Source organism: Parabacteroides sp. AF27-14 (genome assembly GCF_003635425.1).
Lineage (GTDB): Bacteria > Bacteroidota > Bacteroidia > Bacteroidales > Tannerellaceae > Parabacteroides > Parabacteroides distasonis.
Map to the genome: position 1 here is coordinate 24743 of NZ_QTLZ01000013.1, position 25011 is coordinate 49753.

At 45.0% G+C, this 25011-nt stretch carries 16 protein-coding genes, 1 pseudogene and 4 riboswitches; of the genes and pseudogenes, 7 read left to right on the forward strand and 10 right to left on the reverse strand.

From position 1 onward, the window contains the following. The first annotated feature begins 23 nt into the window (after positions 1-23). Complete coding sequence (locus DWY79_RS13890) at positions 24-2333, forward strand: TonB-dependent receptor (protein WP_122369523.1); 2310 nt, start codon at positions 24-26, stop codon at positions 2331-2333. Between the two features lie 173 nt (positions 2334-2506). On the opposite strand, the gene DWY79_RS13895 is transcribed toward DWY79_RS13890, so the two are convergent. After that, positions 2507-3499, reverse strand: coding sequence for a sugar phosphate isomerase/epimerase (locus tag DWY79_RS13895; RefSeq protein WP_009275330.1), 993 nt, complete (start codon positions 3497-3499; stop codon positions 2507-2509). Positions 3500-3786: 287 nt separating this feature from the next. Between DWY79_RS13895 and DWY79_RS13900 the strand changes: the two genes are divergently transcribed. The 4 genes from DWY79_RS13900 (at position 3787) to DWY79_RS13915 (ending at position 9587) form a co-directional block, all read left to right on the forward strand. Further along, a complete protein-coding gene (locus DWY79_RS13900; RefSeq protein ID WP_122145071.1) occupies positions 3787-6168 on the forward strand; it encodes a TonB-dependent receptor in 2382 nt (793 codons plus the stop codon). A 63-nt stretch (positions 6169-6231) separates the two neighbouring features. Beyond that, positions 6232-7647 (forward strand): DUF4374 domain-containing protein, encoded by a 1416-nt coding sequence (locus DWY79_RS13905; RefSeq protein WP_044545610.1) that lies wholly within the window; start codon positions 6232-6234, stop codon positions 7645-7647. 9 nt (positions 7648-7656) lie between these two features. Beyond that, positions 7657-8487, forward strand: a complete 831-nt coding sequence (locus DWY79_RS13910; protein ID WP_122145070.1) for an alpha/beta hydrolase — start codon at positions 7657-7659, stop codon at positions 8485-8487. Then, positions 8484-9587 (forward strand): PepSY domain-containing protein, encoded by a 1104-nt coding sequence (locus DWY79_RS13915; protein ID WP_057326156.1) that lies wholly within the window; start codon positions 8484-8486, stop codon positions 9585-9587. The genes DWY79_RS13910 and DWY79_RS13915 overlap by 4 nt, the downstream gene beginning before the upstream one ends. A 114-nt stretch (positions 9588-9701) precedes the next feature. On the opposite strand, the gene fldA is transcribed toward DWY79_RS13915, so the two are convergent. The 4 genes from fldA to DWY79_RS13935 form a co-directional block, all read right to left on the reverse strand. Next, positions 9702-10211 (reverse strand): flavodoxin FldA, encoded by a 510-nt coding sequence (gene fldA, locus DWY79_RS13920; RefSeq protein WP_005859688.1) that lies wholly within the window; start codon positions 10209-10211, stop codon positions 9702-9704. Positions 10212-10329: 118 nt separating this feature from the next. Further along, positions 10330-11667, reverse strand: coding sequence for a threonine/serine exporter ThrE family protein (locus tag DWY79_RS13925; RefSeq protein WP_008779144.1), 1338 nt, complete (start codon positions 11665-11667; stop codon positions 10330-10332). A gap of 49 nt (positions 11668-11716) precedes the next feature. Continuing rightward, a riboswitch (cobalamin riboswitch) is annotated at positions 11717-11914 on the reverse strand. A 266-nt stretch (positions 11915-12180) separates the two neighbouring features. After that, positions 12181-12681 carry an anaerobic ribonucleoside-triphosphate reductase activating protein gene (gene nrdG, locus DWY79_RS13930; protein ID WP_008772872.1) on the reverse strand — a complete coding sequence of 167 codons (501 nt, stop codon included), beginning with the start codon at positions 12679-12681 and terminating at the stop codon, positions 12181-12183. Positions 12682-12714: 33 nt separating this feature from the next. Further along, positions 12715-14922 (reverse strand): anaerobic ribonucleoside triphosphate reductase, encoded by a 2208-nt coding sequence (locus DWY79_RS13935; RefSeq protein ID WP_122145069.1) that lies wholly within the window; start codon positions 14920-14922, stop codon positions 12715-12717. A 262-nt stretch (positions 14923-15184) separates the two neighbouring features. Then, a riboswitch (cobalamin riboswitch) is annotated at positions 15185-15387 on the forward strand. A 48-nt stretch (positions 15388-15435) separates the two neighbouring features. Here DWY79_RS13935 and DWY79_RS13940 point away from each other — a divergent pair. Beyond that, entirely contained in the window at positions 15436-17619 is a 2184-nt protein-coding gene (locus DWY79_RS13940) for a TonB-dependent receptor (protein WP_009275336.1), read from the forward strand. A 33-nt stretch (positions 17620-17652) separates the two neighbouring features. Beyond that, a complete protein-coding gene (locus DWY79_RS13945; protein WP_122145068.1) occupies positions 17653-18582 on the forward strand; it encodes a sirohydrochlorin cobaltochelatase in 930 nt (309 codons plus the stop codon). Between the two features lie 73 nt (positions 18583-18655). Here the strand turns inward: DWY79_RS13945 and DWY79_RS13950 are convergent, their stop codons facing one another. The 5 genes and pseudogenes from DWY79_RS13950 to DWY79_RS13970 all read right to left on the reverse strand — a co-directional run bounded on the left by DWY79_RS13950 (position 18656) and on the right by DWY79_RS13970 (position 24294). Then, positions 18656-19753 carry a sirohydrochlorin cobaltochelatase gene (locus DWY79_RS13950; RefSeq protein ID WP_122145067.1) on the reverse strand — a complete coding sequence of 366 codons (1098 nt, stop codon included), beginning with the start codon at positions 19751-19753 and terminating at the stop codon, positions 18656-18658. 22 nt (positions 19754-19775) lie between these two features. Next, positions 19776-21839: pseudogene (locus tag DWY79_RS13955) on the reverse strand (TonB-dependent receptor plug domain-containing protein). Between the two features lie 111 nt (positions 21840-21950). Beyond that, positions 21951-22148: riboswitch (cobalamin riboswitch) on the reverse strand. A 54-nt stretch (positions 22149-22202) separates the two neighbouring features. Then, entirely contained in the window at positions 22203-23000 is a 798-nt protein-coding gene (locus DWY79_RS13960; RefSeq protein ID WP_008779150.1) for a TerB family tellurite resistance protein, read from the reverse strand. Positions 23001-23090: 90 nt separating this feature from the next. Continuing rightward, complete coding sequence (locus DWY79_RS13965; protein WP_121961568.1) at positions 23091-23708, reverse strand: HAD family phosphatase; 618 nt, start codon at positions 23706-23708, stop codon at positions 23091-23093. Continuing rightward, positions 23701-24294 carry a sugar O-acetyltransferase gene (locus DWY79_RS13970; RefSeq protein WP_121961567.1) on the reverse strand — a complete coding sequence of 198 codons (594 nt, stop codon included), beginning with the start codon at positions 24292-24294 and terminating at the stop codon, positions 23701-23703. Before DWY79_RS13970 ends, DWY79_RS13965 begins: the two co-directional genes overlap by 8 nt. 489 nt (positions 24295-24783) lie before the next feature. Next, positions 24784-24985, forward strand: a riboswitch (cobalamin riboswitch). Positions 24986-25011: the final 26 nt, after the last annotated feature.

The window sequence follows — 25011 nt, forward strand, 5'->3', positions numbered from 1 at the left end:
ATTACTTATCAGAATAAATTAAAATGAATAAATTTTTCATCTTTATACTATGCCTGTGCTGTGCCCTAACGGTAGCTCAGGCCACGGGAGAGGACCGTCTAAACGACTCAGACGCAAATGTTTTCGGACATGTATTGGATAAGAAAACAGGGGAACATCTTCCCTTTATCAACGTATTGTTAAAAGGTACCACGATCGGTACGACCACCGATAACTCGGGACATTATTTCCTGAAGAATCTGCCGGAAGGTAAATTTACGCTGGAATATAAAGCGCTCGGGTATAAGACTGTCTCTAAAGAAGTGAGCCTAAAGAAAGGAAAAACCTTAGAGATTAATGTAGAACTGGAAGAAGACCAGATCGCCTTGGATGGCGTGGTGGTATCTGCGAATCGTGCGGAAACTTCCCGCCGGTTGGCTCCCACATTAGTGAATGTATTGGATGCGAAGGTTTTTACTACGACCAATGCGGTGAATTTGGCACAGGGACTAAATTTCCAACCGGGTGTACGGGTGGAGACGAATTGCCAGAATTGCGGTTTCCAGCAAGTCCGGATCAATGGATTAGACGGACCTTATACCCAAATACTGATTGATTCACGTCCCATATTCAGCGCTTTATCCGGCGTATATGGGCTTGAGCAAATACCGGCGAATATGATCGAGCGGGTAGAGGTGATGCGAGGAGGGGGATCGGCACTGTTCGGCTCGTCCGCTATCGCCGGGACAATTAATATCATTACGAAGGAGCCCTTGAGAAATTCCGGGGAATTGTCGCATACGTTAACCTCGATTGGCGGGACATCTGCTTTCGATAATAATACGACCCTAAATGCCTCTTTGGTTTCGGAAAATGGGAAAGCGGGCTTATATCTTTTTGGCCAGAACCGTCATCGTTCCGGTTTTGATCAGGATGGAGATGGTTTTACGGAGTTGCCTAAATTGAAGAATCAAACAGTTGGTTTCCGTTCGTACCTGAAAACGAGTACTTATAGTAAATTGACATTCGAGTATCATCATATGAATGAATACCGCAGGGGAGGAAATCTGTTGGATCGTCCGCCTCATGAAGCGGATATCGCCGAACAGTTGGAGCATTCGATTGATGGAGGAGGTCTGAAATTCGATCTTTTCTCCAAGGATTACAAACATAAATGGAGTGTTTTCACTTCTGCCCAAAATACGGACCGGGATAGTTATTACGGGACGAACCAAGATCCGAACGCTTACGGCAAGACTACGGACCTGATGGTTATGGCCGGTACGCAATATGCTTATAGTTTTGATAAATTTTTGTTTATGCCATCGGATTTGACTGCCGGTTTGGAGTATAGTTTCGATCATTTGAAGGACGAGATGATCGGGTATAATCGCTTTACGAATCAGAAGGTGCATATCGAGAGCGCATTTTTGCAGAATGAGTGGAAAAATAAGCGATGGAGCTTCTTGATTGGCGGTCGTTTGGATAAACATAATATGATGGATCATGTAATATTCAGCCCTCGTGCGAATATCCGTTTTAACCCGACGGAAGATATCAATATCCGGGCTAGTTATTCCAGTGGTTTCCGTGCCCCGCAAGCGTTCGATGAGGATATGCATATCTCGGCGGTCGGCGGAGAGGTCGCTATGATCCAGCGTGCGAAAGATTTATCCGAGGAGAAATCGCAGAGCTTGAGTGCTTCGGTCGATTTTTACCATCGTTTTAAGAATGGTATCCAGTTGAACTTCTTGGTGGAAGGTTTTTACACCAGCTTAAGTGATGTGTTTGTCTTGGAAGATATTGGGAAAGATGAGCAAGGCAATCTGATTAAGGAACGTCGTAACGGTTCCGGGGCGAAAGTGATGGGATTAACCTTGGAAGGAAAGTCGGTGTTAACTTCATGGCTATCTTTGCAAGCGGGCGCTACTTTCCAGCGAAGCCGTTATAAAGAGGCCGAGAAATGGAGCGATGACGAGAATGTGCCAGCCGAGACAAAGATGTTCCGTACGCCGGATATCTATGGTTATTTTACGGCTACTCTCACGCCTTTCAAACGTTTCACGGCTTCCCTGTCGGGAACCTATACGGGAAGTATGTTGGTGCAGCATTTGGCGGGATATATACCTTTGGATAAGGCGGTGGAGACTCCGGATTTCTTTGATATGAATATCAAGCTTGCGTATGAGTTCCCGCTTTACAAAGAGCTGAAACTAGAAGTAAATGGGGGCGTGCAGAATCTGTTCAACGCTTACCAATCCGACTTTGACCAAGGTAAGAACCGGGATTCCTCCTATATCTATGGCCCGGCTAGCCCGAGAAGTTATTTTGCCGGTGTAAAGATGAGCTTTTAATCATGTAATGCCCTTTGAAAAAACATGTACGTGTTTCGTGAAAAACACGTACGTGTTTCCGAAAAAAGACGTACGTGTTTTTTTGAAGGCAAAATAAATAAAAAGACAGTGTTCCCAAGCGTATGATCGCCCTACGGAAACACTGTCTTTTTTATGGGATAAATCGGGATGTTTTATTTAACGAACGGAGCGGCTTGCAAATAGGCGGCGCTCTTCTCTACGCCCTCGAACTGGGTACGGCCTTTTTTGTCACCTTCCAGTTCCACGTAGTAGCCGAGGATACCGATCTCGTACGCTTTTTTGAATATATTCGGGAAATTCATCATACCGGAATCACCGATGATCCAACGATCCTTGATGTGCAATAACTTAAAACGATTCGGATAATTCTCCATCCATTCCACGGGATCTTGCTGCCCCATAACGGCCCAATATACATCCAACTCGAACATAACCTTATCCGGATCGGTATTTTTTAGGAATAACTCCTCGATATAAGTACCTTTAGGAGGTGCCCACGGATTCGGGTTCTGTTCCGGTTTCTCGCCGGCTTTCAATACCCGTTTGAACTCATTGCTATGATTATGGTAACCCCATAGGATTCCGGCTTTCTTCGTGATCTCTCCGGCACGGTTGAAGATCTCCGATACTACTTTGGCGTCATCCTCGTTTTCGATACGGGGTAAACTCGGTTGTACCATACAACTAACACCTAGCTCGGCATGGATATCGGTTGCCTTTTTCCAGAACTCGTCGAATTTGGGCATATTCTCTTTCGTGTACTCACGAAGAGAAGGGGTCAGGTGTGAGCTACTGATTCTCAAACCGGCATCATCCACCATTTTCTTATAATCCTTGGAGGCGATGAATGTCGTATTTTTAGGATTATAATCACCGAATTTACCAGTGTCTTCCCTATATCCGAAAATCTCCAGATCGGTATATCCCGCTTTTGCCAATCGGTTCAACCCGTTAGGCATATCTTGCAGTAACTCCTGTCCGAGCGAATAGGTTTGCAATCCCATCTTTTTCCCGGCGGTTGCCGAGGATACCGCATCCGTGGCGGGTATGGATCTGGTGGGATTTGAAGCCATTACTTTTTGGCTGGCTATGCCCCCTAAAGTAAGTAATGAAATGTTTCTCAAAAATGTTCTTCTGTCTGTCATGGTGATAAAGAATTAAAATTAAACATCTGTTTCTCGCAAATATAGTTAACCTTTTTGAAGTTTATTAAGAAAATGTCTCTCAAAAACTTGCGATTGGGTTTAAATAGATTTAAAATTTGACATAACTCAATTTTACGAACTTACTCCATACATCCAATTACCTGAATAAGGGGATTGTTTGGTATACCTCCGTGGATTTTTAATGTGATTTTACCCATTCTTAGGTATTGTGGGGCTGTAGTCTCTGATCGTAACTTTGCAACGTTTTAAATAACATAATTGATTAAATGATGATGAAGAAAATCAGAGGGCTTTTCCTCTCCTTTTTACTGTTGCTTATTTCCATCTCGGCTTTTTCTCAACATAAAACAATGATATCGGGTAAAGTCCTGTCCACGGAAAAAACAACCGTGGATTTCGCTACCGTTTATCTAAAAGGTACGAATTACGGCGGGACTACGAATGAGGAAGGTATCTATCATCTTCAAGCTCCCGCGGGAGAATATACATTAGTAGTATCGGCTATCGGATATAAGACGGTAGAGAAACCCGTGAAACTGATGCGTGGGGAACGGACGAAGATGAATGTGGTAATCAGCCCTCAAGCTACGGAGTTGGATGAGGTGGTTGTCGTTTCTAATGGCGTGACCCGGCTCAAGCGTTCTGCGTTCAATGCCGTGGCCCTCGATACGAAAGCCTTGCAAAATTCAACCCAGAACTTGAGTGAAGCCTTGGCTCAAGCGCCCGGAATGAAGATCCGGGAGTCCGGCGGTGTCGGCTCGGATATGCAACTGATGATGGATGGATTTACCGGCAAGCATATCAAGATCTTTATCGATGGGGTTCCGCAAGAAGGTGTCGGCAGTTCTTTCGGACTGAATAACATTCCGGTGAATTATGCCGAGCGTATAGAGGTCTATAAGGGTGTGGTACCGGTGGGTTTCGGAACAGACGCTATCGGAGGTGTTATCAATATCATCACCAAGAAGAACCGGGACAAATGGTTCTTGGATGCTTCTTATTCATACGGGTCTTTCAATACGCATAAATCTTATGTGAACTTCGGACAAACTTTCCGGAGCGGACTCACGTATGAGATCAACGTTTTTCAGAATTATTCGGATAATAATTACTATGTGGATACTCCGGTGAAGGACTTTACGACCGGAGCGATCAATAAGAAAAAGATCGAGCATGTGAAGCGTTTTCATGATACGTATCATAACGAGGCCGTTATCGGGAAAATCGGTTTCGTGGATAAGAAATGGGCGGATCGTTTGATGTTCGGGTTTACCTATTCACATATGTATAAAGATATACAGACGGGCGTACGCCAAGAAGTGGTGTTTGGCGGCAAATATCGGAAGGGATACTCGATCATGCCGTCGTTGGACTATCGCAAGCGTGATTTCTTCGTTAGGGGCTTGGATGTGGTATTGACGGCGAATTATAATAAGAACATGACGAATAATGTAGATACCTCTTCCTATGAATATAATTGGCGTGGCGAGATGCGTCCGCTCCGGATGCCCGGTGAGCAATCTTATCAGAACACCCGGTCGGATAATAATAACTGGAACGGAACCTTAACAGCTAACTACCGTATCGGTAAGGCGCATACGTTCACGTTCAATCACGTGATCAACGCGTTCCGGCGTTCGAATCAGTCTCTTTTGAACGAGGACTCGGAAGCGAACGCTATTCCGAAGGAAACCCGTAAAAATATCAGCGGTCTTTCGTATCGCTTGATGCCGACGGAACATTGGAACTTGTCTGTGTTCGGTAAATATTACAACCAGTTTATTGCGGGGCCTGTCGCTACTTCCTCGGCTCAAGATGACTATATACGTACGACCAATTCGGTAAGCGCGATGGGATATGGGGCTGCGGGAACTTACTTTATCTTGAAAAGCTTGCAAGCGAAATTATCCTATGAGAAAGCCTATCGCCTGCCGACCAATGAGGAGATGTTTGGCGATGAGGACCTTGAGACCGGCGATATTTCCTTGAAACCGGAGAACAGCGATAACGTGAATCTGAATTTAAGCTACAACGAGACATTCGGTAAGCATTCCGTATATGTGGAAGGCGGATTGATCTACCGAAATACGAAAGATTATATCCAACGGAATATATCGGATTTGAGCGGCGGTAAATATGGCGCTACCTATGTGAATCATGGTCGTGTAGAGACCAAGGGTTACAATATCTCGGTTCGCTACGGTTTCGCTAACTGGGTAAGCGTAGGAGGAAACTTTACGCAGATGAATGTGAGGGATAACGTGAAGACGGTTACCAGTGGGACGAACCAAGAGAGCTTGACATATGGCGCACGTATGCCGAATCTTCCTTATCAGTTTGCCAACTCGGATGTGACTTTCTATTGGCGTAATTTGTGGAAGAAAGGCAATACGCTAAGTGTCACTTACGATAATTTATATATGCATAGTTTCCCGCTGTATTCGGAGGCAGTAGGCAGTGAATCCGAATTTGTGGTACCAACTCAATTCTCGCATAACCTGACACTCTCTTATGGTGTACAGAACGGGCGTTACAATATCTCTTTCGAGTGCAGGAATCTCACGAACGAGAAATTATACGATAACTTCAGCTTGCAGAAGGCTGGCAGGGCTTTCTATGGTAAGGTGAGGGTTTATTTCGGTAATTAATTTAAAGTGTGACTATCTTTTATTTATCAATAATTAATTCAAAACATAATAGATTAAAACAACATGAAGAAGAATTATTTAATGACAGGTCTTGCCGCCGCGTTATTGGTTGGGGGAGTATTTACTTCTTGTAGTGACGACGATCCTGTAAACCCGGATAACGGAGGCAACGGGAATGGAAATGGCGGAGGATCGACCTCGGAGGCGGTTTCGAGCTATGTAGTCGCCGCTTCTGTCGGTGACGCAAATTACTTGTTGACAGCCGATACGCTGGGTGATGGCTCTATCTCCGCTAAAAACAACGGACTCACTACGGAAAGCGGTACGCAATGGATCTTCTATAAGGATAAATATTTGTATCGTTTGGTTTACAATCAAGGAAATGCCGGTGTTACTTCTTCATACGTACTGAATGCGGAAGGTAAGATTAAAGAGCGTGATAATACTTACGAGATCAAGCGATTTACTTCTTATGGTATCTATGGCGACTATATCATTACATCTTCTACCGGTGATCTGGGTGAGGAATATGCGGACGAGAATGGTTATCTGCCTAAAGGCTTCTTGCTCTCTTATCTGGATGTGGCCAAAGAGACGTTTACGACAAACACGAATACGATCTTGTCGGAGAATTATTTGGGAAATGGCGAGTTCGTTACGTTAGCGGGTATTCTCCAAGCGAACGGCCGGATCTATTCCGCGGCTATCCCGATGGGATTGAGTAAGTACGGCGTGAAAGCGGAGGGAGGTAAATATGTTAAATACCCGGAGCTGGTAAAGACAGAATCCGGAGGAAGCGGTAGTGGCGCTTACGAAAAAGGGGAATTGCAATGGACGCAATATCCGAACGAGGCTTGGGTCGCTATTTATGCGAACGAGAAATTCGAGAACCCGAAACTGATAAAGACGGATAAGATCAGTTATGCTTGCGGACGTAACCGTTCTCAATACTACCAGACCATTTGGACGGCAGACAACGGCGATGTGTATGTGTTCTCGCCCAGCTATGCCAAGACGATGACCGCGGAGGTACAGAAAACGACTTTGCCGGCCGGTGTAGTTCGTATTAAGGCTAACGCGGAGGAGTTTGATCCTGATTATTATTGTAATTTGGAGGCACAGACGGGTGGTAAGGCATTCTTGCGTTGTTGGCATATCACGGAAGATTATTTCTTGTTGTTGATGTATGATCGTCCGTTGACTGAATCCGGATTCGCCGCGAAAGAGTTGGCTATTTATAAAGGAGAGGATAAGAGTCTTACTTACGTGAAGGGGCTGCCTTCCACGGATGTTATTTCCGGATTTGGCAATACTCCGTTCTCGGAGGATGGTATCGCTTATATGGCGGTTACGACTACCGATGGAAGTCAACCTGCCGTGTATCGTATCGATCCGAAGACAGCTACCGCAACAAAAGGTCTTACCGTTGAGGCAGAGCAAATCAGTGGTGTGGGTAAATTGACTGCCGCTCAAGAGTAATAAGCAAGTATGAGTCGGACTCACATTCTTTTAATATTCCTCCTGCTCCCGCTAATCCTGCGGAGCCAGGAGGATATTTGTATAGGAAAGGAACTGGCTTTGTACTCTACCGTATTGCAAGAAGAACGGAGTTATTGGATACACCTGCCGGAGCATTATAATATGGATACGAAACAACGCTATCCGGTTGTTTACCTGCTAGATGGAGATTCTTTCTTTCATTCGCTGGTAGGCATAAGGAAAACGTTGGCATCCGGTAGAGGTAAATATCTACCTCCCTGTATTATTGTCGGGGTATTAAATACGGATCGGACACGTGATTTTACGCCTACCGCTTCAGCCGCCGGACGGGATGGTAAAATCTCCATAGATGCGATTCCGCAAGGAGGGGGAAGTGAGGCTTTCAGTAAGTTTCTTACGGAAGAACTTCGCCCTGCTATCGATAGTGCCTATCGCACGAACGGCTGGAATATGCTTATCGGTCATTCGTATGCGGGGCTTTTCACCTTGAATACGTTTCTTCGTCATACGGAATTATTTGATACCTATCTAGCGGTCGACCCTAGTTTGTGGTGGGATCAGGGGCGGTTGGTCCGGGAGGCGGAGGCTTTGGTTGCAGGCCGGAATTTTAAAGGGAAAAGCCTGTATATCGGTGTCGCGTCTAAAAAAAGGACGGACCGGGTGGACATTCATCTTGACAAAGTGAGTTATCTTCTTTCGGAGGTTTTGCCACAAGCGGAGAACCTGCGTTTCTTTAGTAAATCATTTCCCGACGAGAACCATGGAACGGTAGCGGTTCCGGGTATATATGACGGGATTAAACAATTATTCGGAAAATGAGAAAATTCTTTGCGAAAGTACATTTATGGCTATCGATACCTTTTGGCATTATTATTGCGATTGTCTGCCTGACCGGGGCGATTCTCGTCTTTGAGACAGAGATATTAGAATTAGGCTACCCTTCCCGTTATTTTGTAAAGGAAGTAAAAGGGGAACCTCTCTCGCCTGCCGCCTTGATAGAATCGGCGCGCCAACAATTACCCGATTCGGTTCGAATAAACGGTATTCGGGTATCGTCTGACCCGAGACGAACTTATCAACTGGTATTACCGGGGAAAAAGGCTGCGGGTTTTATTGATCCCTACACCGGGGAGGTGACCGGGATGGATGACGGACAAGGTTTTTTCCTGAAAATGATGCGTCTTCATCGTTGGTTACTTGATGAGTATAAACGGGATGGAAGTTTTTCTTGGGGAAAATCAATAGTTGGCTATGCGACTTTGGTCTTGGCGATTATTATTATAAGTGGAATCGTAATTTGGTATCCCCGTAATAAAAAAGTATTGAGAAACCGGTTGAAAGTAAAGACCAAGGCTGGTTGGTTCCGTTTCTTCTATGATTTACATGTCTCCGGGGGATTCTATGCGGCATTGCTCCTGCTTATCTTAGCGTTGACCGGATTAACATGGTCGTTTGGTTGGTATCGAAATGCCTTTTATAGTGTCTTCGGTATTAGTGCAAACCCGCCTCAAGCGCATCATGCTCCAGCTTCTTCCGGCGCGAAGAAACCTGCGAAGAAAAAGACGGATTACACACAATGGGCTGAGGTGTTATCGGCATTGAAAAGCCATTATCCGGACTTTAACTCAATCACGATCCAAGATGGCTCCGCTACGGTTTCTACGGCCCGTTATGGGAATACAAGAGGAAGCGACCGTTACTCCTTTGATCCTGCTACGGGTGAGATTACGGAAGTTCAATTATATAAAGATCTCCCAAAATCGGGGAAGATAAGAGGATGGATTTATTCCGTACACGTCGGCTCGTGGGGGGGAATGACTACCCGTATATTGACTTGCTTAGTTTCCTTGTTGGGGACGATCTTCGCGATAACCGGCTATTATTTTTGGATAAAGAAACAATTCAGGAAACTGAGATGAAAAGAAAGAGGTATGTTTGACCCACATACCTCTTCATAAATCTAAACCAATCAAGTTGAATACGCAAACGTTGTAATATTAAGGTTAAACAGTTATGTATGTAAAAGTGTGCGTCTATTCAATTCCTTCTTTCCTTATAGATGCCAACCACTGGTCGATCCGCCCTTCTGTTTGATCGTCTTCATTCATTTCATCCAGAGGAAGTCCGACGAACATACCGTTTATGCAGGCGGTGGAACTGTCAAATGAATATCCCGAAGCATCTACAGCGCCAATGAATTTGCAACCTGTATTTCGCAGGTCGGAATAGATCGTACCGATGGCGTCACAGAAAGTGTCGCTAAAAGAGGCTGAGTCTCCGCAACCGAATAATGCGACGGTTTTCTCACTTAAGTCCAGCTTTTTCAGTTTCCCTAGATAACTATCCCAATCATCTTGCAAATCTCCGGCGCCCCAAGTGGAACAGCCCAATAACAAGATTTCATAAGGCGCTACATCAGCGGGAGAAGCGTTAGATACGTCATGAATATCTTTGTCTTCCACACCCAGCTTCTCTGCGATACGTTTCGCGATCCCTTCCGTCGTTCCTGTAGACGAGCCGTAGAATATTCCTATAGTCTTCATTTCTATTTGTTTTTATAGTTTGATAACGAAAGCAAATATCCGATATCTTATTAGTCTCGGCAATACCTATAAATATGTATTTTGACGGTCGGGAATACCCACGAATGGCCAGCTTAAATCACCACTCGATAAACTTACCTCTTTGCCTGCGTTTCTCCAATTCCTCTTGCAGATAACGTTGGCGGTCTTTGGCGATGTAACGACGGGCGAAGATATTGGGGACGGCTACGCCTAAAGAGATACAAAGGATGATGAGGGCGGAGTTAATACCATTGGAGAAGGCGTTCGTAACCTCGCCGATCACCCCGTGAAGGTTGATAAAACCTAATAACGAGCGATACATCAATACTCCCGGGATCATTGGGATAACAGAAGGGATCGTCAATACATGGTTCGGTACATGGAACCAATGAACCGCTTTCACTGCGATCAGGCTGACAACGAAACTTCCCATAAACGAGCCGATCACGGGACCATAGCCCAGCTCGAAGTTCACGAAGTTCCGGATGCATACGGCGATAATACCGCCTAAAGCAACCACCCATAATAAACGGCGTTGGATATTGAATATCATAGAGAAACCAACGGCGGATATGGCAGCCGCTATCGCATATACGTAATACGGATCATGCGGGACCATGCTTAGTTCGCTGAATTTATGGTCGATCGATACGTCGTTCATCACGAGCAGGCGCAAGGCGAAAGCGATACCGAAAGTCATTGCCGCTACCATCATCACCGTGTTTGCGGCACGGGTAATACCGACCAGCAAGTGATTATCGATCATATCGTCTACAAAATTAATCAAAGGTACGCCCGGTACGATGAATAGGGCACAAGCCAGTAACGGGAGATACGGAGTACCGGATATTCCCAGAAAAGATGAGGCATATGCTAGACAAGTACAAATAAAGGCGGCAAGAGCGATCCCCATGTAGGCGTTAAGGCCAGCCTCTACACAACGGGCACGCACCCTGAAACCGATAAAAGTACAGATCGAGGTTAACAAGAACGCGATCCAGTCTCCTCCAAATAACTTACAGAAACCTCCACAAGCGAATCCTGCTCCGATCGCTACGATATAAGGGGTATAATTCCGAGGTTGGCGAACTATCTTTTCCAATTCTTCCTCATATTTATCCAAGGAATAATCTTGCTCGATCGCCCGCCATGAGAGCTTACTGACCTGTGATATCGTTGTCATGTTAATACCATGTTTCTCGCATTTCTGGAATTTGGAGAATGAGTTTCGCTCATCGCTTACGTTCACCATAATCATGGTCCATCGGATATCGATATGCAATTTCTCCTCGGGAATCCCCATAAAGGCGGCCACCCGCTTCATGTTGCGCTCGATACGGTTCGTATCGGCGGCACTTTCCATCAACAATTTTCCCGTACGGAGCAAAAGATCCAATTTGCGCCGTAATAACAATACTTCCTTGTCTGTCATCATCTTCTTTTTGTTCTTATATATGTGTTCTCTATACCCTAACCCACGAGGATATGAATCTTAAATGAATGGCAGGTCTTCTGACTGACTCCCATTCTAATGCCTTCCCGGCTTACTAGGCCAGTGGCGAAAGTAGTATTAGAATGTTAAAGGAGTTTCACAGCAGCGGGACTGTACCGGATTCTCACCGGATTCCCTTTTAATCCGTATGCCCGAACGAGCGTACGGAACCAATTCGGATGCAAAGGTATGAAATCATGCTAATATCCGTCTCGCTTCAGTAAGAATAATTATCCGGATACTTATATATTCTCTGTTGGATATGCTTCTATTTTAGAATTCACGACGTGGTCTGTACGGATCACGCCGTGGATTTTATAAATCACGCCGTGGTTTGTACAGACCACGTTGAAAATTGAGGAATAGATGCTGATGCAATTCTCTTTATATATAAGAGAACGGATGTTTATTTCTTATTCCGTACAAGATTTTATGCATGTGTGTGCCTTAAAAGCCTTAAATAAAAGGATCGTACTTGTATTTTACGATTTCCTTTTTATTTAAAGAAGCTTGTACGTCAATTAACCGTTGGTTGCTGCTTCCCCGGAATAAAAGGCTCTCATCCCGAAGGGTTTGTTTGTAGCGGCCATCTACCAATACGTCGATATAGGATAATAAGGCGGCTTGTGCCGGGTTCTTTATCAGGTCCTCGAATTTATATCCCGTGTAGCACCAGATCGTCTTTTGGCTTTTTTCCTTGATCGCCTTGGCTACCTCGGTGAAGCCTTCCGGTTGGAACATGGGATCTCCTCCGCTGAAGGTGACATTGGCGAACTCGTCAGCCAGCACTTTCTCCACGATCTCTTCCGTTCTTACTTTCTTCCCTTTATGGATGTCCCATGATTCGGGGTTGTGGCAACCCGGGCATTTGTTCGGGCAACCCGCCGCATAGATGGCGGTCCGGAATCCCGGACCGTCTACGGTGGTATCTTCGATGATATCTATGATAGACAACATGGTAATTGAAAATTGAAAATTGACAATTGAAAATTAGTTGTGGGTGACACGGTCGTTCAACTCGGATAGCTTGGCGTTGTTCCAACGGTCGGTGGTTCCTACCAAGTAACCGGTGATGCGTTGAAGTTTGTCCAAGTGTTTGCTGCCGCATTTCGGGCAGGCTTCCAGATTCGGGGTGGAGTTCTCGTAGCCACAATCCAGACAACGGTTACGATTATGGTTTACGGAACCGTATCCGATATTGTATTTATCCATCATATCCACGACACGCATGATCGCTTCGGGGTTATGGGTAGCGTCGCCATCCATCTCTACGTAAAAGATATGGCCGCCACGAGTCAAATCATGATAAGGAGCTTCCACTTCGGCTTTATGACGGGCACTGCACTTATAATATACCGGGACGTGATTAGAGTTCGTATAATAATCCCGATCCGTGATACCGGGGAGCGATCCGAACTTCTTACGATCTTTTCCCGTGAACTTGCCGGACAAACCTTCTGCCGGAGTTGCCAGTACGCTATAATTGTGTTGGTATTGCTCCGAGAATTGGTTGGCACGATCCCGGATATACGTAACGATCCTTATGCCTAAGGCTTGCGAATCCTCATCTTCGCCATGATGCTTACCGGTAAGGGCCACCAGACATTCGGCCAGTCCGATAAAGCCGATACCCAAGGTGCCTTGGTTGATAACGGAGGCAATCGAATCGTTAGGCTTCAATTTTTCCGAGCCTAACCACAAGGAAGACATCAACAACGGGAATTGCTTTGCGTAAGCGGTTTTCTGGAACTCCATACGCTCATGCAACTGACGAGCCGTAAGTTCCAGCATATGATCCAGTTTAGCGAAAAATAGGGCGATACGCTCTTCCTTGTTCTCCACCTGCATGCACTCGATAGCCAATCGCACGATATTGATCGTCGAGAAAGAGAGATTACCTCGTCCGATAGAAGTCTTCGGTCCGAAACGATTCTCGAATACACGGGTACGGCATCCCATGGTCGCTACCTCGTGGATATAGCGCTGAGGATCGTCCGCTTTCCAATCCTCGCTTTGGTTGAAGGTCGCGTCGAGATTCAAGAAGTTCGGGAAGAAACGACGGGCGGTGACCTTGCAGGCCAATTGGTAAAGATCGTAGTTGCGGTCTTCCGGCAGATAGCTTACGCCTCGTTTCTTTTTCCATATCTGGATCGGGAAGATAGCGGTCTCGCCGTTACCTACGCCTCTGTAAGTACTTTTTAATAACTCCCGGATGATGCAACGACCTTCCGCCGAGGTGTCGGTCCCATAATTGATGGAGCTGAATACCACTTGGTTGCCTCCACGGGAATGGATCGTGTTCATATTATGGATAAAAGCCTCCATCGATTGGTGTACACGGCTTACCGTGCGGTTGATGGCATGTTGTATGACGCGTCTATCACCGCTTAATCCATCCAAGGTCTGTGTCTGGTAATCGTCGATAGGCTTATTATATAAGTGGGAGAAATCCTGTCCGTATAAATCCTCTAAGGTCTTTACTTCCTCGATAAAGCTATTACGTACGTAAGGAGCTAGGTAGAAGTCGAACGCCGGTATCGCCTGTCCGCCATGCATCTCGTTTTGGGCGGTCTCTAGAGAGATACAGCCAAGGATGCTTGCGGTTTCGATTCGTTTAGCCGGACGTGATTCGCCATGACCGGCGGAGAACCCGTATTTCAGGATGCGATCCAACGGGTGTTGTACGCAGGTCAAGCTTTTAGTCGGATAATAATCTTTATCATGAATATGGAGGTAGTTGTTAGATACGGCTTCCTTGACCTCTTCGCTCAATAAATAGTCATCGACAAACGGCTTGGTGGTCTCGCTGGAGAATTTCATCATCATGCCGGCGGGTGTATCGGCGTTCATATTCGCGTTCTCACGGGTGATGTCGTTGGATTTGATATTGATAATCTCCAAGAACATATCCCGTGTTTTCGCCTTGCGGGCTACGCTTCGCTGATTTCGGTAAGCGATATATTTCTGCGCTACGTCCTTCCGGCTACTGGCCATCAATTCCAGTTCCACGGCATCTTGAATCGCCTCTACGGTCATTTGAGGTTCTCCCTTGAATGAGATATGGTCTGTGATTTGGCGAATCAGTTGCATATCTTCTCCCTTGTCTGTATGCAACATGGCTTTACGGATAGCGGTTACTATCTTCTCCTCGTTGAAACCAACGATACGCCCGTCCCGTTTAACAACTGTCTGTATCATGATGTCGATTAATTTGTGATTGATTATGCGTGCAAAGGTATCTTATTACTCTATATGATTTTCTTTTTGGAAAACTTTTTGCTGATTAAATTATGTTAATATATTAATTTACAGTGAGTTGTAAAAAGTTTTGGAAAACTTTGTATCTTGCATGATTGCTTTTGTTTTCCTTTTTGGCGATGTGATGTGTTATAAGCTTCTCTTTGTAAAGCTATTAAAGAACATAAGCCGGGATATATTTTTGTTTATATAAAATAATTCATACTTTTGCCCCCGTTTTGGTGATGACGTAAAAACCATCCGGTTTCGTCATAAAGAGGGAATCCGGTGTGAATCCGGAGCAGTGCCCGCTACTGTAAGCTTTTGTAAAGTAGAAAACATTTCTCATACCACTGTCTGTAAAAGACGGGAAGGTCGTTCTCTACGAAGTAAGTCAGGAAACCTGCCAAGCGTTTTTATTGCTGTTTTTCTCGGGGTCAGGAAAGCGGAAATATACATAATAACAAATCGTTTATGAAAAGAAAGTGTTTGTGCGCGGCTTTAGCTGTAAGTTGTGCGATAAACGTATCATTTGCGCAGGTACGTTTACAGGGTAAGGTCGTGGATGAAAGTAATGAACCAATCCCGGGCGCGAATATCCGCGTGTCGGAATCCTTGAATGGTACAACCACGGATGCCGGCGGAAAATTTGAGCTGAACCTTCCCGATGGTAGACATCGTATTCGTGTGACTTACCTTGGCTATGAACAGGGCGTGTATCAAACGGATCACTCGGAAAAAGATGTCGTTATTAAGCTGAAAGAAAAGTATGTGAATATCGATCAAGTGGTGGTAACCGGTACCGGTTCGCATCGCCGCATGAGTAATTCTCCTATTCCCGTGAAAGTGCTTACGGGAAAAGACTTGAAAGAGGCGAGCGTAACCAATTTCCAAGATGCGATGACCAAGCTGAATCCGAGTATCGTATTTATGGAAAACGGACAGGGGGCTACGATGAATATGAACGGATTGACAGAGAAATACGTGGTTATCTTGGAAAACGGTAAGCGTTTGGCCGGCGATGATACCTATTCCCGTATCGATATGTCTAACGTAAAGCGGGTAGAGATATTGAACGGGGCCGCTTCCGCTTTGTATGGTAGCGATGCGATCGCCGGCGTTATCAATATCATCACGGATGATTCCCGTAATAAGGTGAACGTGACGAGCAATAGCCGTTATGGTAGCAAGAACCAATTCTTGCAGTCGGTCAATGCGGACGTGAATGTAGGGAAGTTCGGTTCATATACTTCTTATCAATATCAACGGGCCGATGGTTGGCAATTAAATCCCTATACGGAGAGTAAAGGCGAGTTGGTTCCTACCAATAAGCAAGCTTCCGAGGGATTTCACCGGAACGTGATCAACCAACGTTTCACGTACGACGCTACGGATCGTTTGTCTTTTTATGTGCGTGGTACTTTCTTCGGACGTTCCAGCGATCGTCCGATGCCAATGGATAAAGTGAATACGACCAACTATGATATGAGAAAAGAGACGTTCACTTATGGGGCGGGCGCTCAATACATGATTAATAAGAACTCTTATTTGAACGCTGATTATCTGTCGGACAATCATAGTACGTATAAGGATTTCTTTGATGGAAAGAAAAGCGGAGAGAGTGATATGACGAAACGGATTCATTACCATAACTTGAATGTCAAGGGAATCTTTCGTTTGGGCAAATATAATAAGCTTTCGGCTGGTGCGGAGTTCATTAAAGAGTTACTGAGTAGCGAGACGGATAACATAGCGGGTAAAAGTATGTACACGACTGCGCTTTATGCTCAAGACGAGATCAATATCAATGAGCATTTCCAAGCGTACGCGGGTTTGCGCTATATTTACCATGAGAATTTTAAGAGTTATGCGACTCCTAACGTGGCTTTGCTGTATAAGGTAGGCGGTTTTAATTTCCGCGGATCGTATGCGGCTGGTTTCCGTACACCTGAATTGAAAGAGTTGTATACGGAATCGGAGAAGAAAGCGTCCGGAGCGACTCGCCTTACGATCGGTAATCCGGATCTGGACCCGGAGAAGAGCGACAATTTTACGTTGAGCGCAGAATATACGATGCGGTATTTCTCTTTGTCCGTGTCCGCTTTTATGAATAACGTACGTAGCATGATTAACTATAAGATGTTGGATACGGCGGAACGGGATGCTTATAACACCGCCCATGGTACGTACTATGATGAGATACAGATGCGTGCGAATATCGATAAAGCGAAGATCAAAGGTATTAACGTGGCCTTCAATAGTTATCTGGGAGCGGGCTTTACCTTGAATGGTGGCTATAGTTTCATGGATGGAAAAAACGTATATGAGGATGAGCCTTTGGATAAGACCGTTAAGCATAGTGGTACGGTAGCGGCTATGTGGTCTCATACTTGGAATAAGTATAAGCTGAACGTGAATTTTAACGGACGTATCCAAGGGGAACGTTATTCTACTTCTTATGGATACGCACCGAAATATTCCTTGTGGAATCTCAATACGAGCCATACGTTTAGAGCCGGCGATTTCTTGTTGGAACCGGGAGTAGGTATCGAGAACCTTTTTGATTATGTAGATGATCGTCCCTTTAATTACAATTACGCTACATTGACCCCGGGCCGTACCTATTACGTCAGCCTTCTGGTCCGTTTCAAGCAGTAAACTGTCACATGTCAACTATTAACTAATATAATAATGTATAGGGGATTTTTACGATCCATGTTTGTTTGTTCACTCCTGCTCGGGCTCGCCTGTTCATTATGGGCGAAACCCGGGCGGGAGTTTTACGCTTCCGATATCCGGGAGAGCATGGAAAAGGGAGATAAGTTAGCGATCTTGATGGTACATTTCGGGAGTGCTTACCCGGAAGCTCGTACCCAAGTACTCGATGTGATGAACAAGCGTGTCAAGGAGGCTTTCCCAGACGTGGAAGTCCGGCAGGCTTATAGCGCCCGTAGCGTAGTGAGTCGGTTGAGGGTGCAAGGTGTTTGGGTTCAGTTGCCGGCGGATGCCTTGGTAGAGTTGCGTGATCAAGGGTTTACCCATGTGATAATCCAACCGACTATCATTATAGAGGGTGTGGAAATGGAAGCGATCCGCAAAGAGGCGGAACAGCGAAAAGGTTTGTTTAAGGATTTGCGTGTAGGTAATCCCTTGTTATATGATGATACCGATTATGAGGCGGTGATGAAAGCGGTTTCCTCACCTTCTGGAGTGACTAAAAATGGGGCTAAGTTATTGGTGGCGCACGGAACTTATCATGCCAGTAACTCGGCTTACGCGAAATTGGGGTATATGTTCCAGACCAAAGGAATGAAAGATTATTATACCGGAACCCGTGAGGGTTTCCCTACGATCGAGGATGTAGGTGAGCAAATGCGCCAAGCCGGTCATAAGCGTGTGCAGTTGATTCCTTTTATGTTCGTACTGATTCGAGGTACGGAAAATACGGTTACGGATTTCTGGCAGAAAGGGCTACGTCAACAGGGTTTCGATGTGGATATTTATTTAAAACCTCTAGGTGAGAATCCGGCGATCCGGTCTTTATTTATCGATCACATCCGTTTCGCCATGAAATATAAACGGGCGACGATTTTTGATCGAAAGAAATTATATACACACTGAACAATTGAAAATTGAGAATTGAAAATTGGTTCAGTAAGTACTCCCTAATTTTCAATTCTCAATTCTCAATTATTTACTGGTAGTCTTCTCCGGTTTCCCAAGCTTCCGCGTCATTATATAATGCTTTTAGGTGATTCACCCAGATCTGACGAATAGCGTCGTAATCGCCTAATCCTATGATCTTACAATTCTCCAAGCTTCCGTTATGGCTTTCTTCCGTGTCGATCTTGAAGCCCATCTTCAAAAGTTTTAGTCTCCAGCAAGCGTCGGCGTTAGGAGCGGCAGCGCTGAAATCATCACCCTCCTCGATACCCCAAAGGTCATTATGCGCATGGTCTCCGGCGATAGACATGAACGGAGCTAAGGAGATCGTGATCTCTTCCGGTTTTAAGTTATGATCCTCGCAGTATTTGGTAAGTTTGGAGTAGACACATTCCTCATTTGGTTCGCCTTCTTCCGGCCAGAACAACATATCTCCGTAATCAACGGTACCTACGAATACATTCTTGTTAGCGGCCAAGGCTTGCATAGCCTCTTCTGTTTCCGTGTATTTCGTATTTGCGTTATAGTTTTTATCCGGGTTACCATGTCCCATTAATAAAAGGATGTTCTTGTTATCAGCCAATTTATCACTGTAGTGGCTGTATAGGACTTTCGCTACGGCTTCCACATCATCCTCGTCGTATACCAAACAAGGGCTTTTTACGACTTGAACACTCGGGAAAGACTCGATCATGAATTTCTTCTTCACGTCCGTATTCATCAAGCTTAGGTATTCCTCACCCGGGATGATGTGTAAGGACTGTACCGCTACCTTCTTGTAACCGGCATTTCCTAGAGCTTGTAACCAAAGGTCCGGTTGGTAACGTGCGATACCGGTCTCTGCCTCTACACGATTCACGCAAGTACGGGAGGTAAATGACAAATAGATGTCCGCATCGGGAAATGCGTTCTGGAAATCGGCCAATGTTGCGTCGTAAGTCTTGATAGACTCTTTGAATGTGCTACCGAATGTACACAACAAGATCGCCGTGTCATGTTTCTTACTTGTCTTTACGACTTCTTCCGCCGGGTTTGCGGTATTGTCGTCGTCTCCATCATCACAGGAGGTAAAAACTGCGCTTGAGGCAAATAGACTCGCCGCAAGCAAAAGGTACTTAAATTTGTTCATCGCATTTAACTTTTAAGATTGTTTATAGTTTATGTTTATTCTGAAATTTCACGATAAAGGAGGCGTACCAAGTCCGTCCGGGAGACGTAGTTCCACGATGGCGTCCGAACGGGGTACGATCCACATAATCGAAGATATTATCGATACCGACATTGATATCTAGGTTCCATTTTTTCTTTTTCAATACGTTATGACGGGTATTCAATCGCCATAGCTGATAACTTTTTCCATCACCGTCCGTGATATAAAAGCGGGTGGATTGGTATCGGCCGAACAAGGTGACATCCAATTTATACTTTTTCCACGCATGGTTCCATGCTAGTTTCCAATTGGCATTATGGAATGAGGTTCCGTTGATCGGGGTGTAGAGCATATAATTCGAGTCGGCCGGATCATCCGTATATTGCGCTTTGGCATCCGTATAGCTATAGCCTCCACCAATAGCCAAGGAAGATAGGATTTGATAGGTGAGCGATATATCTCCCCCGAAAGAGCGGGCTTTGGATAAGTTCTTGTGTTGCATGCTGGCCTCGATCTCATCCAATCTGTCTTCGGCGCTTGTCGGGATCTCGGTCAAGGCGATCATGTTCTTGATACGGTTGTAGAATCCTGTTACCGTGATCTGCAGGTTCGACGCATGATATTCTACGCTCGCCGAATAATAATTGGACTTTTGCGGTTTTAAATCCTTATTACCATAATAATGTTTCCACGGGCCGCCGCCGATCTGCGTGATATAATCATCGTGCAACTCCTTTAAGGTAGGAGCCTTAAATCCATTTGAGTATGTGGCTCGGATATTGAAGTCGCCTAGTTTGTACATGGCGGAGACTTTAGGGGTAAACGTAGCCCCGAACTCTTGGTGCACGACGAAGCGCCCACCTACCGTCACATTCAACCGATCCGTCGGATTCCATTCGTCTTGTACATAAGCGGAAGCCGTAAATACGGAGGCTTTCCCGTTCTCGATACGCCGGGGAGATTTCAAATGATCGTATTGATATTCGAGTCCGGCGCTTAGGATATTGTTTTCCCCGAGGTGGAATACGCTTTTGGCTTGTCCTAGGAAACGTTGTTGAGAGGTTTCCAGAATATGTTCTCCGGGATAACGAGTGATACGTAAATCCGTTTCCGGATCGAAGAAGTTCGTAACATCTTTATGATGGTAATTATAGAAATAACTATAGTTACCATAAGTTAGGTCTACCGAAAGAAAATTCAGTCCTCCCAATGCGTATTTAGCTCCTCCGGCCACATCGAAGTTCCGGTAGAATTGATCATAGGTATAATACTTGAATGCGCCGTGCGGACGATAATTCCATTTCTGGTAAAAAGAGCCATCGGCCGAAAGGCTCAGCCGGTCGTTCACTTTGTAGGTTAAGTTCTCCCTTAACGTAAAGTTCGTGGATCGGTTTACGGTTCGTGTCACGGTTCCATTCATTACCTCGTGATGGTCCCATTCTTGGGTCGTATTTCGCCAGCCGTCCGTATGGGTCGTACTAAGTGAGGTGGTGGAATTCACTCTCTTATGCCCAATGCCGATTTGTACGCTTTCCAATATATCTCCATACGATCCGACACGAGTCGTATTCGATAGGCTCACTTTATCCCGGTTCTTTTTCGTGATAATATTGATAACACCGGCGATAGCGTCCGAGCCATACAGGGAAGAGGCGGCACCTTTTACGATCTCGATACGCTCGATATTGGCGGGGTTGATAATACTCAAGTCGTTTTGTCCGCCGGTATCTCCGTTGATCCGTTTGCCATTGATAAGGATCAAGATGTAATCGTTGCCTAATCCGTTCATCTGGATGCCACTACCCATGTCGCTCGGATTAAAGGTGATGGAAGCGTTCAGCCCTTCCAGAATATCTTACATACTGCGTCCTTGGTAACTGTCAAGGGCTTTGCCAGTGATTACCTCTGTTTGCACAGGGGCGTCTTTCAGATAGTGTTCGGTACCCGTACCGGTGACCACGACCTCGTTCAATAGCACGGAAAGTTCCTTCGGATCTTTCAATATGCTTTGGGCGCATACGGATTGTACGCATGCCACCAGAATAGCGAATGCTAAAAGCCTCATATAGTGTTTTATTTGTACACGAAATAAAACAACAAGCCTCTATCTGGTTATGTCTCAAAAAATAAATTGAATCGTTTTTTGTATGACACATACTTCTATCCTGGAAGCTTGATGTTATTGTAAGACTTTAGCAGGTATTCTGGCTCTCCTCTGGTTAGAAACCTTCCCATTCCGACTTAGGAACAGTGGCTTTTGAACTTCTAACCAACTTAATGAGGATTACAGCTGCAGGAACAGCTCCGGATTCACACCGGATTCCCTCTCACCAAACTATGTGATAGCTTGATTACTAAAATCGTGGGCAAAGGTAGGTCTTTTTAATTAAATAATACAGACATTGAGAAAATATTTCCATTTTCTTATTTACTTCATGCCTCTCGCTTTATAGATACGCTCCTTAGCCTCATTGATCTTTTGGAGTTTCTCATTGGCGGCCTTGCGGATATCTTCACCAAGGTTGGCTACTTTGTCCGGATGATGTTTGATAGCCATGCGGCGGTAAGCGGCACGCACCTCATCGTCCGTAGCCGTGGGTTCTATCTCTAATACTTTATAGGCGTTATCTAGGGAGTTTTCCTGAAGATTTAACATGGATTCAACTTCCTTTTCAGACATTCCCATCGCTATGGCTACCTCTTTTAAAGCGTTGATCTCGGTGGCGCAAACATTACCGTCGCTCTTAGCGATCTCGGCGAGGAACGCCAGCAGTTGCAGCCGCTCCTCATAACTTAGGTTGTATGCGATCTGGGTTCCGCATTCCCGGATGGTATTCTTGAATCCTATGCTATTCTCTTGCTCCATGCGTTTGGCTTGGTCGAAAAGCTTTAGCAATATCTCTTCACCTTGGCCTACGGCGATCTCGCCGAAGTTCCTTCGGAGGAATTGACGGACATATTCCATCTCGCTGTGCATGATTTTCCCATCGGCACGGATGATATAGGAGGCCATTACCAACATGGAGAAAAGGAAACTGTTACGCTCCCCGGCGTATGGGTCTCTTCGTGTATATTGATCATCGTAATTGGTTCTGCCACCGAAGGGCTGTCCCGTCATGTTTGCCTCTTCCTCAAAGAAAGAGCCTAATATAATACCGGCTAAAGCGCCCAGTGGTCCGAATGCCATAAACCCCAAGACACCGCCTATCCATTTTCCGATACCCATATTCTTCTTTGTTTTATTTGTCGTTAATCAATGGTGCGATATTCGCTATTCTCTAAACGCATCTCCGGCTGTTGCAATTTCTGGTATTCATCATTGTTCAATTTTGATACCGCAAATTCGCTCTATTTCAAAAATATATTCTTTGGGTGTTGTGAACAATACAGCTTCCATTCCAATCGCCTTTGCACCCAACACATTCACCATTCTGTCATCCGTAAACAAACATTCCGACGGTTTAAGGCTATATTTGTCACAAAGGCGAAGATAAATTTCCTTTTCAGGCTTGATGAAATGTTCCTCACACGATATTACCACACCGTCAAGCAACCGGAATATGTCGAATTTCTCCATGACCCGGTAGATTGTGTCGCTCCAGTTCGTCAACCCATATAGTTTGAATCCGGATTGCTTTAATTTTTTTAGAAGTACACGCATACCTTCAATCTCTCCTGTTATCTCTTCAAGATAATTATCTTTGAAAAACGTGAAGGCATCACTATATTCAGGATACCTTTTTATCGCTCCGTCAATCATTTTCTCAAACGGGATTATTCCACGGTCGCACATGTTTATAAATTCCGGATCTGATAGAATCTTGTGAAAACCGATTAGCGACACTTCATCATCCCCGAAATGTCGTTCAAGCAAGGGTTGCAAATCGTGATTTACAAGGACCTTGCCAAAATCAAAAATGAGGTTTTTAATCATTATCTTCGATATTTTTAATTACACGGAAAGGATTGCCGACAGCTATGGAATTGGCAGGAATATCTTTCACGACAACACTGCCTGCTCCGATGACAGAGTTTTGGCCGACAGTCACACCCGGAAGGATTGTAGAGCCGCCTCCTATCCATACACCATCTTCTATAAGGACAGGTCGGGCAATTGTGTCGCAGATGGACGCTCCGGGACATGTCCTTTCCGGCATCCTTTCCGCAAGGTGGACGGAATGAGTTGCGGTATATATTTTCACATCGGGGGCTATCATCACGTTGTTACCGATAATGATATTGTTATTATCGAGGAACGTGCAGTTCATGTTCACGATCACCTTGTTCCCGAAATAGATGTTTTTCCCATACTCGCATCGGAAGTCTATGTCGATGTAAACATCCTTGCCGATACTTCCGAACATCTGCCGATAGATGCGCTGCTTTGCCTCATTGTCGGCATAATCCGTTTCTCTGAGTTGGTGTAGTAGCCTTTTGTTACGGACAGTCATTTCCGTTATTTCGGGCGATGAGCCGTCGAAAGGCTCCTCATCCATACATTTTTGATATTCAGTTTTCATGTGTTCAATTCATCTCATTGTAGAGTCTTATTCTTTATTTGAGCCAATTATTACGACAAGGTAACGCAAGCAAGAATAGGCAGCTTCAAATTGATATGCCTTCAAGCATACGCAAAGTTACACAAAATAGCTGAGAACACGAACAAACGAAATGTATAAAAACTGTACTTGCCTGTTGACTCTACAAAAAGTAAGGCTTTTTCATTTAACATCTCATTTAAGTGGAGCTTCTTGTAAATTTTAGCATGCGCTATTGTTTTCGGTGGAAGGATTCAGGAAAACACGTACGACCTTTCCAGAAAACACGTACGACTTTTTTCAAAAACATGTATGTGTTTTCGCAGAAAGATTATCCTGTTTTTTTAATGTTGATTTTTAATGCTTTATGCATAAGCTTCTCTTGTGAGCTTATTGTACGGAATTTTACTTGGGATCCGTGTATTCCGTATATTCCGGCCTGGCTGAAGTGGATAGTTAAATAAAAAATACTATCTTTGCCCCCGAATCGGTTCCGCATATACCATTCGGGTATGTGGATTAAAAGGGAATCGGGTGTGAATCCCGGACAGTCCCGCTGCTGTGAAGCTCCGAAGAACATCTTGAAACAACACTATCGCCACTGGTTCTAGCGACCGGGAAGGCCTCAAGATGGGAGTCAGTCAGAAGACCTGCCATTCATTAAAGGCTGTTTTTGCTCGAGGGATTAGGAAAGCAGTA